The following is a 10,550-nucleotide window of genomic DNA, read 5'->3' as shown; positions in this document are numbered from 1 at the left end:
CCGGCCACGCGGCTACCGCGACAAGGCGCGGGCGCTGTGCTCGCGGATCAGGCGGCCGATGCCGTCGAGATTCGCGTCGAGGTAGAAGTGGCCGCCGGGAAAGGTCGTCGCGACGAAGTCGCCCGTGGTGTGGGTACCCCACGCCTGGATGTCGGCGAGCTGCGCGTCGGCGTCGCTCACGCCCGCGAGCGCGACGATCGGGCTCGCGACGGTGGTCTCGGGCGGGCACGTGTAGGTCTCGATGGCGCGGTAGTCGTTGCGCGTGATCGACAGGATCAACCGGCGGAACTCGGGATCGGCGAGCAAGGCAGGCGGGGTGCCGCCGAAGTCCAGCAGCTGGGCGGCCAGTTCCCGATCGCCCAGCAGATGCACGGTTCCCGGCTGCGGAGCCGAGGGGGCGCGGCGACCGGAGGCGAACAGCACGCGCGCGGTCGCGCCCGCCCGCTCCAGCCGACGGCATGCCTCGAACGCGACCACCGAACCCATGCTGTGGCCGAAGACGAAGAAGTTCTCGTCGCCGTCGACGGCTTCGATCAGCTCGGGCGCCAACCCGTCGACCAGGCCCGAGATGCTGTCGACGAGCGGTTCCTGCCGCCGGTCCTGGCGACCGGGGTACTGCACGGCGAGCACGTCGTAGTCCGTGCCGAGCGACTTGGCCAGCGGCCCGTACGCGAGGGCGGAACCGCCGGCGTGCGGAAAGCAGACCAGCTTCCGGGATTCCGCGCCCGGGGCGGGGGACAGGCGACGCAGCCAGCGAGTACCCATAGGGCAGAGGGCCTTTCGAGAGAACCGAAGTACGAGCTCCTCGAATGTACCCGGGAGTAACGCCGGTACGCCTGTCGGCGGCGGCGGCCGAACGCGGCGCGGCCACCCGGTCGACGGGTGGCCGCGCGGCTGCCGGACGGTCAGGCGTCGAGGTCGCTGGCGACCATCTCGGCGATCTTGTCCAGGGTCGGCTGGTCGTCGCTGGTGATCACCACTTCGGCGCCCTGGCCCGCGCCGAGGGTCATGATCATCAGCGCCGAACCCGCGTCGACCGGGTCGCCGCCGACCAGCGCGAGGGTGACCGGAACCCCGGCCGCGCCGACCGCTTCGGCGATCAGGGCGGCGGGACGGGCGTGCAGGCCGACCGAGGAGCCGACGGTGACGGTGGTGCTGGCCATGGGATATCTCCTTGTGGGTGAACGGGTTACGCGGTGGTGAGGACGGGGGACACGGACTGCTTGCGGGTGAACTCCTTGGCGAGGGTGACGCTGAGCGCGGCGACCACGGTGCCCGCCAGCAGCGCGAGCACGAACCAGGCCAGGTGCCCGATCGCGAAGAACACGAAGATGCCGCCGTGGGGTGCGCTCAGCGTCACCCCGGTCGCCATCACCAGGCCGCCGGTGACCGCGCCGCCGAGCATCATCGAGGGCAGCACGCGCAGCGGGTCGGCCGCGGCGAACGGGATCGCGCCCTCGGAGATGAACGAGGCGCCCAGCAGCCAGGCGGCCTTGCCGTTCTCCCGCTCGGCCTCGGTGTAGAGGCGCGGGCGCACGGTGGTCGACAGCGCCATCGCCAGCGGCGGGACCATGCCCGCCGCCATGACCGCGGCCATGATCCGCAGCGTCGCGGTGTCGGTCACCGACAGGCCCGCGGCCGCGAAGGAATAGGCCGCCTTGTTGACGGGCCCACCGAGGTCGAAGCACATCATCACGCCCAGGATGACACCGAGCGCGATCGCCGAGGTGCCGGACAGGCCGTTGAGCCAATCGGTGAGTCCGTTGGTCACGGCGGCCAGCGGCTTGCCGAGCAGGACGAACATCGCGACGCCGACGATCAGCGAGGCGAGCAGCGGGATCACGACCACGGGCATCAGGCCGCGCGCCCACGTCGGTACCGGCAGCTTGCCGACCCACAGGGCCGCGAAACCGGCGACCAGACCGCCGACCAGACCACCGAGGAACCCGGCCCCGACGAACACCGCGATGGCACCCGCGGTGAAACCCGGTGCGAGCCCGGGCCGGTCGGCGATCGCGAAGGCGATGTAGCCGGCCAGCGCGGGCACCAGGAAGCCGAAGGCGAGTGCGCCGATCTGGAACAGGACCGCGCCGAAATAGGTGGCCAGGCCGCCGTCGGGCAGGTCGGTGATCGAGTTGTTCAGCACGATGTCCTTCGCGCTGTCGGAGATCTCGTACCCGCCGAGCAGGAAGCTCAGCGCGATCAGCAGACCGCCCGCCGCGACGAACGGGATCATGTAGCTGACGCCGGTGAGCAGGATCTGCCGCAGCCGGGTACCCCAGCCGATCCCCTTGGCCGCCGCGGCCGCCGCCGGTGCCGACCCGCCGACCGTGGCCGCGCCCGGCGTGGCGCTCGCCGCCACCGCCTCCGCGATCATCGTGTCCGGTTCGTTGATGGCCCGCTTGACGCCGGACTCGACGACCGGCTTGCCCGCGAACCTGCCTCGATCCTTCACGCCCACGTCGGTCGCGAAGATGACCGCGTCGGCCGCCGCGATGGTGGCGGGGTCCAGCTTGTCGCCGCCGCTGGAGCCCTGGGTCTCCACGGCCACATCGACCCCGGCGCGCTCGCCCGCGGCGACGAGGGAGTCGGCGGCCATGTAGGTGTGGGCGATGCCGGTCGGACAGGCGGTGACCGCGACGATCCTCGGCCGCGCCCCCTCGGCCGCGCTCCCGGCGGAAGTCTGTGCGGCGCCGACTGTTCCGGCAGTCGCAGTGCCAGTCGTTGCGGCCGAGACCGATTCGCCCGTCGGAGCGGCGATGGCTGTGGCCGAGGATGTTTCGGCGGTCGGCGCGCCTGTGCCGGCTGCGGTGGCAGTGCCAGGGGCGGTGCTCGCGGCCGGGGAGCCACTGGTGGAGTTACGGGCATCGGGTGTCTGTGGCGCGGTGGCGCCCGTCGCGATGGTGGTGCCCGGCGCCGGGGCGGGCGGTGGGTTGATGACACCGTCGACCCGGGCGACGATGTCGGCGGGTGTCGCGGCTGCTCGCAGGTCGGCGACGAAGGCCGGGCGGACGAGGGCGCGGGCCAGCGACGACAGCAGTTTCATGTGCTCGGCGCCCGCTCCCTCGGGCGCGGCGATCAGGAACACCAGGTCGGCGGGGCCGTCGGGGGCGCCGAAGTCGACGCCGGGGGAGAGGCGGGCGAAGGCCAGGGACGCGGTGGTGACGGCGGCCGCGCGGCAGTGCGGGATGGCGATGCCGCCGGGGAGCCCGGTGGCCGACTGCGCTTCCCGGTCCAGCGCCGCCCGGCTCACCGCGTCGGCGTCACTCGCGCGGCCCGCGGCGGCGAGCCTGCCCGCGAGCGCGGTGATCACCGTGTCCTTGTCGGCGCCGAGATCGGTGTCGAGCGTGATCAGGTCGGTGGTGATGATCGAATCGGCCATCGTGGTGTCTTTCGCGAGTGGGGGTGGAGCGGGTCAGCAGGTCGGCAGTGGGGGGCGGGTGGGGCGAACGGGAGTCGACGGGCGGGGCCGGGCGCAGTGCGGCAGCCGGGCCGCGGTGCGTTGTCGGCCGGGGTGCCGCGGCGGACGGCGGTCGTCAGGGGGTCGGCGCGCGGTACTCATGCCGAGCCCGGTGGGCGATCGGAGGCCGTTCGGAGCGGGCGGGCGGTGACCGCGTCGAGGTCGACATCGGCCGGACCGGGCAGTTCGGTCCCGGGCAGCGCGGTGGCCGCGCTGCCGTAGGCGACGGCGGCGCGCAGCCGGTCGGCGGGGCCCGCGCCCGCCGCGTCGGCGAGCAGATATCCCGCCAGGGCGGAGTCGCCTGCGCCGACGGTGCTGCGCGGCACGATCGGCGGGGCCGCGGCGAACCAGGCGTCCTCGGCGGTGACCAGCACCGCACCGGCCGCGCCGAGGGTCGCCAGGACCGCGCCGACGCCCCGATCGACCAGGCGGGCGGCGGCCACGGCGGCGGCCACGGGGTCGTCGAGGTCGACCGGGTCGAGCCCGGTCAGCTGGGCGAGTTCCTCGGCGTTGGGCTTGATGAGATCGGGTGCGACGCCGACAGATTCGGCGAACAGCGCCAGCAGGGGCGCGTCGGAGGTGTCGACCGCGATGCGGGTGCGGGTAGCGCCGTTCGCGGACGCGCCGAGGGGCGACAACCGCGCGACCAGCTCGGCGTACCAGTCGACCGGCACCGCGGGCGGCAGCGAACCGGACAGCACGATCCAGTCGGCCCCGGCGGCCAGCTCGACGAGCACCGCCGTCAGCTCGGCCAGCTCGCGGCCGGTCAGCGGACGGCCGGGCGCGTTGATCTTGGTGGTGGTGCCGTCGGTCTCGGCGATGGTCAGGTTGATGCGTGGTTCACCCGGCACCGGCACGGTACGGAAACCGATCCCCGCCGTGCGCAATCCGTGCACCACCGGATCGTCCTCGGCCCCCGGCAGCACCGCCAGGACCGGCGCGCCACCCGCCGCGACGACGCGCGCGACGTTCACGCCCTTGCCGCCGGGTTGCGCGGTGACCCCGGCGGCGCGATGCACCTGCCCGCGTCGCAGCGGTCCGGTGAGGGTGACCGTGCGGTCCACGCTCGGGTTCGCGGTCAGGGTGACGATCATGCGAGGACCACCTCGATGCCCGCCGCGACCAGGTCCGCGTGCGCGCCGGCCGGGATGTCGGTATCGGTGACCAGCACATCGATGTCGTCGGTGCTGCCGAAGCGGACGAAATCCTCCCGGCCGACCTTGCCCGCGTCGGCGACCACGACGACCCGGTCCGCGGCGGCGATCATCGCGCGCTTCACCGCGGCCTCCTCGGGATCGGGCGTGGACAGGCCGTGCCGGACGGTGAGCGCGTTGGTGCCGACGAAGGCGACGTCGACCCGCAGCTCGCCGAGCATTCGCAGTGTCTCGGCGCCGACGGCCGCCTGGGTGACCCCGCGCACCCGCCCGCCGAGCAGGTGCACCCGCACCCCGGCGAAACCGGTGAGCCGGGTGGCGATCGGCAGTGAGTTCGTGACCGCGACGAGGTCCAGGTCGGTCGGCAGCTCGGCGGCCACCCTGGCCGTCGTCGTGCCCGCGTCGAACAGCACGCTGCCGCCGGAAGCGGGCAGGTGGCGCTGGGCCAGCACGGCGATGCGGTCCTTCTCGGCGGCGCGGGTGTTGTCGCGTTCGGCGGTACCCAGCTCGATGGTGGTCAGCGCGCCCGCGCCGACCGCGCCGCCGTGTACCCGCCGGATCAGGCCGAGCCGGTCCAGGACGGCGAGATCGCGCCGCACGGTCTCGGTGGTGACCCCGTACTGATCGGCCAGTTCGGCGACGGAGACCCGTCCGCGATGCCCGATGAGGGTCGCGATGGCCTGCTGCCGTTCCTCGGCGTACATGGGTTCCTCCGATGCGCTGAATGTGTACTCATATTGTTTTATGCCCGTTTGTGTTGCTTTGTCAATCAATTATGGTGAGACGAGTCACAATCGTTGCGCGGCGCTATCGTCGGTCACCATTCGGTCCCGGGTGCTCGCGGTCACATCCGCGCGGTGCGCGTGGCGGGTGTCACCGTGGAAGGCGGTGCAGGTCAAGCGGTTTCGGTGCGACTGTCACGCCCCGTTTACGTGTCTCGTCGATGATCGACACGTGCGCGGGTGACGCTGAGCCGCATGTGGCGAATCGCAGTGCGACCCCGTGTCACGGCCCTGGCCTGCGAGGTGTGCGGGCGGCTGCCGCACCCGCGCCGAACCCGGCTGGCGCTGGCCAAACTGGCGGCGGTGTTCCCGGTGGAGCTGGCGCTGCACGCGCTGGTGATCCACCTGCACCCGCCCTATCTGCTCACCGTCGCCCTGCTGACGATCACCACCACGATCCTGGTGATCTGGGTGGTCGAGCCGGGGGCGATGCGCATGCTGGGCGGCTGGCTGCACGGCCCGGAGCTACGCCACCGCGACCGGATCGACGAGGCGCAGGCACTGTGGCGGATCCGGGTCAGGCTGGCGGACCGGCCGGGCGCGCTGGAGACGCTGGCCAAACACCTGGCGCAGCGCGGGGCCAACATCCTCACGGTGCACGTGCATCAACTCGAGGACGCGGTGCTCGACGAACTCGTCGTCGCCGCGCCCGAGGGGGTCACCGTGCACAGTCTCACCTCGGCGGTGGTGCAGGCGGGTGGTTCAGGGGTGCGGGTCTGGCCCGCGACGGTGCTGTCGTTGATCGACGGTCAGACCAAGGCGCTGGCCATCGCGGCCCGGATCGTGGGCGATCCGGACGAATTGCCCTTGGCCGTCGCCGAATTGCTCGGCGCGCGCTATCTCGCGCCCGGCACGCCCGCGGCGGGCGATGTGGGCGAGGGCACCGTGCTGGAACTCGAACGCGACGACGATCGCTGGGGATTCGTGCGTCCCGACGAACCGTTCACGCCGGCCGAGATCGCGCGGGCGCATCGGCTGGCCGACCTGGCCGCGCTCACCGCCCGGCTGCGGTGATCAGTCGAAGCCGAGATCGGCGGTGAGCGGATCGCGTAGCGCGCCCTCGGCGGCGCGTAGTCGGTCGGTCACCGAGGTGAGCAGGTCCATCGAATCCTGGGAGAGGCCACAGGCGAGGAGGGTGAGGTAGCGGATCGCACCGTGGGTGATGCGCCGAGCGAGGAGAACGTCCGGGTCGGCGGGTGCGGCCGAGTGTTCGACGAGGGTCACGACAGGGGCACTCACAATCTCGGAACGTGCTGCTGGGTACGCTGCTGTCTACTTACGAGTATGACGCACCTTACATCCCCCCTGGGGTCTGTGAACCCCGGCTCGCATGCGAAAGTTCAGCGATGAGTCAGTTCGCCGACTATCAGAACGAGATCTACCTGGCCGCGCTCGGTGGGAATCTGCCCGAATTTCCCATGGACTACGCGACGCTCGAGCGCAAGGCGACCGCCGCGCTGCCCGACACGCTGCTGAACTACATCGCCGGTGGGGCGGGCGACGAGCTCACCCAGCGCCGCAATGCCGAGGCCTTCGCCGACTGGGGGCTGGTGCCCCGGATGCTGGTCGGGGCGACCGAGCGCGATCTCACCGTCACCGCCTTCGGGCACACCTTCGCCAGTCCGCTGTTCCTGGCCCCGGTCGGCGTGATCGGCCTGGTCGGCGAGCACGGGCACGGTGACATCGCGGTGGCCCAGGCATCGGCGAAAACCGGTGTGCCCGCGATGTTCTCGACGCTGATGGAGGACCCGCTCGAGGACGTCCGTCCGCACGCGGGCGACACACCGGCGTTCTTCCAGCTGTACACGCCGAAGAACCGGGAGCTGGCCGAGAGCCTGGTTCGCCGCGCCGAGGCGGCCGGCTACGCGGGCATCACCGTCACCCTCGACACCTGGGTCCCCGGCTGGCGTCCGCGCGACCTGTCCAGCGGCAACTTCCCGCAGCTGCGCGGGCACGTGCTGAAGAACTACACCAGCGACCCGGTGTTCCAGGCGATGGTCGGCTCCGATGATCCGAAGCTGATTGTCCTGCATTGGATCGCGACCTTCGGCAACTCGCTGACCTGGGACGACCTGACCTGGCTCCGCTCGCTGACCGAGCTGCCGATCATTCTCAAGGGCATCTCGCACCCCGAGGACGCGCGCAAGGCGATCGACTTCGGCGCCGACGGCATCTACTGCTCCAATCACGGTGGGCGCCAGGCCAACGGCGGGCTCAGCGCGCTCGAGACGCTGCCCGCTGTCGTCGCCGCGTGTGGCGACCGGGTGCCGGTGCTGTTCGACTCCGGCGTCCGCTCCGGCGCCGACGTCGTCAAGGCGCTGGGTCTGGGCGCGACCATGGTCGGGCTCGGCAGGCCGTACGTGTACGGGCTGGCGCTGGGCGGGGTGCGCGGACTGGTGCACCTGCTGCGCAGCTACGCCGCCGAGGCCGATCTGCTGATGGCCGTCAACGGGTATCCCGATGTCGCCGCGGTGCGCGCCAACATCCGCCCGACGACCGCGGGCAACGCCGCCCGCGACTGATCCGCGGACGGCCGGGAAGCCCGTCATCGGACGGGTTTTCGGGCCGTGACGGTGGGCTCGCCCGGAACATGTCGGTGGCGTGCGGCATCATCTCCAGCACACCACGCTGTAGAACGCACCAACCTCCGGAGTCCACGATGTCCTCGCCGAGCACCAAGTCCGCATCCCGCCGATCCGCCCCGCAGGTACTGTCCGAGGCCGAGCTCGCGCGCATCGCGGGTGAGCTGGCCGACGGCAAACCGCCGATGGTGTGGTTCACCGCCGCCGCCGTCGGCGTCGCGGAGGGCAAGTCGGGCAAGGTCGTCGCCCTCGGCGACCCGGCCGACGGCGACTTCCTGCAGGTGAAGCCCACCGGTTCCAAAGATGTGCTGTCGTTCGGACCGAGCGAGGTGACGCTGACCAAGCCGGCCCGCGCGACTACCGTAGCGCCGGGCGGATCCTCGCGGACCCGCCCGGAGAGTGTCCCCGAGCCGAGCAATCGAAAGGACCACACTGTGACCCAGCCGTCGACCCTGCCGAGCGCCGCACCGACGCCGCCCGCTCCTCGGTCGCTCGCGCCCGTCCCCGACGAGTCCGCCGCGCCCAAGCCGGCGACACCGCGTCCGGCGGCGAAGACCACGGCGGCGCGCAAGCCCAAGGCGCCCGAGGTGACCGTCACCCTCACCGGCACGTCCGACGGTGAGTGGACCGTCGACGTGGTCAACGGCAAGAAGCGCAGTGTGAAGGGGCTGGCGGTGAGCAGTGGCGCCGTCGCCCAGGCCGCCAAGATCCTGCACCCGGAGGTCGAGGAAGTCGTGGCCGGGATCCTGGAGGCCGCGCGGGGCGCGCAGCAGGCCAAGGTCGCCCAGCTGCAGGCCGAACTGGAGGCGGCCAAAAGGCTCCTTGCCGAACTAGGAGACTGAGCGCCGTCCCCACCCGCACGGCTATACCGCTGTGCTGGTGGGACTTCCGGTACTGCGCAGGACCCGGGGCCCGGTGTTCTGGCGCAGGCTGTCGTGGAAGGCGAGGCCGAGGCGGTATTCCTTGGCGTGGTACATCGCGGCGTCGGCGGCGCGGATCAGGTCGAAGACCGTGGAGTCGGTCGGCCGGGTGGCCACACAGGCGACGCCGATGCTGGCGGTGATGGGAATCTCGCCGCAGCTCAGATCGAACGGCCGCACGAACGCGCCGAGCAGCTGTTGGGCGAGTACCGCCGCCTCGGCCCGGCTGCGGGCGGCGAGCACGACGAACTCGTCACCGCCGTAGCGGGCGGTGACGTCGCTGCGCCGGGCGGTGCGGCGGATGCGGGCGGCGGCCTCGGCGATCAGTTCGTCGCCGACGGCGTGCCCGTAGCTGTCGTTGACCATCTTGAAGCCGTCGAGGTCGATGAACAACAGGCACAACGGTTTTCCGGCCCACTCCCGGCGATGCCGGTGCGGCGCCCGCAGCAGCGCGCCCCGGTTGAACAGGCCGGTGAGCAGATCGTGGTCGGCCTGGTACTGGGCGCGGCGCTCGCTGCGCAGGCTCCGGGCGATCGCGCGTTCGCTGCGCACCAGCACCCCGACCAGCAGCAGGGTGAGCAGCAGGCAGATCACCACCCGGTCGCCCGAGCCGAGGTCGGCGCCGACGACGCTCACCAGCGAGGCGGCGACCAGCGCCACCGCGATCGCGCCCGCGCGTCTGCGCGATCGGTGCGGGTGCGCGTCGTCGGCCACGTGCGCCACGCCCATCGTCGGGTGCAGCGCGGCCAGCCCCGCCAGCAGGTACGCCCACTGTTGCGGCACCAGCGCGAAACCGCTGTCGACGAGGACGGTGCCCGCGGCGGTGAGGCTTTCGAGCAGCCCGCCGACGAGCACCGCGATCAGCGCGGCCTGCAGCAGCCGCAACGCGGTCTCGCTGCGGACCACGGTGGCCAGCGAGTGCGCGAGCACGGTCAGCAGCAGCGCGTCGATCACCGGGTAGCTCGCGGCCAGCACGGTGTCGAAACCGGTGGGGTGGCGCAGGATCGGCGAGATCAGGAACGTCCACGAGGCCAGCAGGGCGCTGAGCCCGATCAGCATCGAGTCGAGCCACAGATCGCGGGCGCCCGCCACGCGGCGCGGTTGCAGCCAGCCCACCGCCGCCAGCCCGAGGCACAGGTAGGCGGCCACGGTGCACAGATCATCGACGGGGCGCCACGCGCTGTGCAAACCGAGTTCGCGTATCGCGGTCCCCGCAGCGAACAGCGGGACCGAGGTGGCCAGCAGGTACCAGGGCGTCCGGTGCGCCGGCCGGTGACTGTAGAGGCCGTAGCCGATCATCGCCAGACTGCCCGCGACAATCGCGACCAGCAGCAGGAACGACAGTGACCGCGTGCCGAGCAGCGGCGCGAGCAGCGCGGCCCCGGCCGCCCCGAGGACGATCGCGTACCAGCGCGGGTTCCGCCGGCATGTCTCGCTGATGGTCATCAGCCCCCCTCGATCCTGCTGCGCACGCGACGAGCGCCGATCGAACGTAAGAGACGCTCAAAACCTTTACAACTCAGTCGATCATGACACGTTCGGCACCCGGTTGTCGTGCCCTTGCGCGCATTGCCGGATACCGATTCGGTACCCGGTGCGCGGCACCCGGCCGACAGGGTGTGTGGTGGGATCGCCGCAGCGTCGACGAGTGT

Annotated in this window: 10 protein-coding genes; 3 read left to right on the top strand and 7 right to left on the bottom strand. The window is 71.9% G+C overall.

Annotation, left to right across the window (positions count from 1 at the left end; all coding sequences use genetic code 11):
• Positions 1-12: 12 nt before the first annotated feature.
• From Q7X29_RS27590 to Q7X29_RS27570, 5 genes are all read right to left on the bottom strand, one after another.
• The gene (locus Q7X29_RS27590; RefSeq protein WP_316575827.1) at positions 13-765 is read right to left on the bottom strand and encodes a thioesterase II family protein; all 753 of its coding nucleotides are present in this window, start codon (positions 763-765) and stop codon (positions 13-15) included.
• A 140-nt stretch (positions 766-905) separates the two neighbouring features.
• Positions 906-1,163 carry an HPr family phosphocarrier protein gene (locus Q7X29_RS27585; protein WP_218721954.1) on the bottom strand — a complete coding sequence of 86 codons (258 nt, stop codon included), beginning with the start codon at positions 1,161-1,163 and terminating at the stop codon, positions 906-908.
• 26 nt (positions 1,164-1,189) lie between these two features.
• Positions 1,190-3,382: a PTS fructose transporter subunit IIABC gene (locus Q7X29_RS27580; RefSeq protein WP_316575826.1), complete on the bottom strand. Its 2,193-nt coding sequence runs from the start codon at positions 3,380-3,382 to the stop codon at positions 1,190-1,192.
• A 176-nt stretch (positions 3,383-3,558) separates the two neighbouring features.
• On the bottom strand, positions 3,559-4,554 hold the full coding sequence (locus Q7X29_RS27575) for a 1-phosphofructokinase family hexose kinase (protein WP_316575825.1): 996 nt from the start codon (positions 4,552-4,554) through the stop codon (positions 3,559-3,561).
• On the bottom strand, positions 4,551-5,318 hold the full coding sequence (locus Q7X29_RS27570) for a DeoR/GlpR family DNA-binding transcription regulator (RefSeq protein ID WP_218720999.1): 768 nt from the start codon (positions 5,316-5,318) through the stop codon (positions 4,551-4,553). The genes Q7X29_RS27575 and Q7X29_RS27570 overlap by 4 nt, the downstream gene beginning before the upstream one ends.
• 273 nt (positions 5,319-5,591) lie before the next feature.
• Here Q7X29_RS27570 and Q7X29_RS27565 point away from each other — a divergent pair, with 273 nt between their 5' ends.
• Complete coding sequence (locus Q7X29_RS27565; protein ID WP_218720998.1) at positions 5,592-6,410, top strand: amino acid-binding protein; 819 nt, start codon at positions 5,592-5,594, stop codon at positions 6,408-6,410.
• Here the strand turns inward: Q7X29_RS27565 and Q7X29_RS27560 are convergent, their stop codons facing one another.
• The gene (locus Q7X29_RS27560) at positions 6,411-6,635 is read right to left on the bottom strand and encodes a hypothetical protein (RefSeq protein ID WP_218720997.1); all 225 of its coding nucleotides are present in this window, start codon (positions 6,633-6,635) and stop codon (positions 6,411-6,413) included.
• Positions 6,636-6,742: 107 nt separating this feature from the next.
• Between Q7X29_RS27560 and Q7X29_RS27555 the strand changes: the two genes are divergently transcribed.
• Together Q7X29_RS27555 and Q7X29_RS27550 are read left to right on the top strand one after the other, a co-directional pair.
• Positions 6,743-7,918 (top strand): alpha-hydroxy-acid oxidizing protein, encoded by a 1,176-nt coding sequence (locus Q7X29_RS27555; protein ID WP_316575824.1) that lies wholly within the window; start codon positions 6,743-6,745, stop codon positions 7,916-7,918.
• 137 nt (positions 7,919-8,055) lie between these two features.
• Positions 8,056-8,820, top strand: a complete 765-nt coding sequence (locus Q7X29_RS27550) for a DUF6319 family protein (RefSeq protein ID WP_316575823.1) — start codon at positions 8,056-8,058, stop codon at positions 8,818-8,820.
• Positions 8,821-8,841: 21 nt separating this feature from the next.
• On the opposite strand, the gene Q7X29_RS27545 is transcribed toward Q7X29_RS27550, so the two are convergent.
• A complete protein-coding gene (locus Q7X29_RS27545) occupies positions 8,842-10,344 on the bottom strand; it encodes a GGDEF domain-containing protein (RefSeq protein ID WP_316575822.1) in 1,503 nt (500 codons plus the stop codon).
• Positions 10,345-10,550 lie beyond the last annotated feature (206 nt).

This window comes from Nocardia canadensis (assembly GCF_032656385.1).
Classification (GTDB): domain Bacteria; phylum Actinomycetota; class Actinomycetes; order Mycobacteriales; family Mycobacteriaceae; genus Nocardia; species Nocardia canadensis.
The sequence above is the reverse complement of the archived record's forward strand: the minus strand, read 5'-3'. Positions and strand labels throughout refer to the sequence as shown.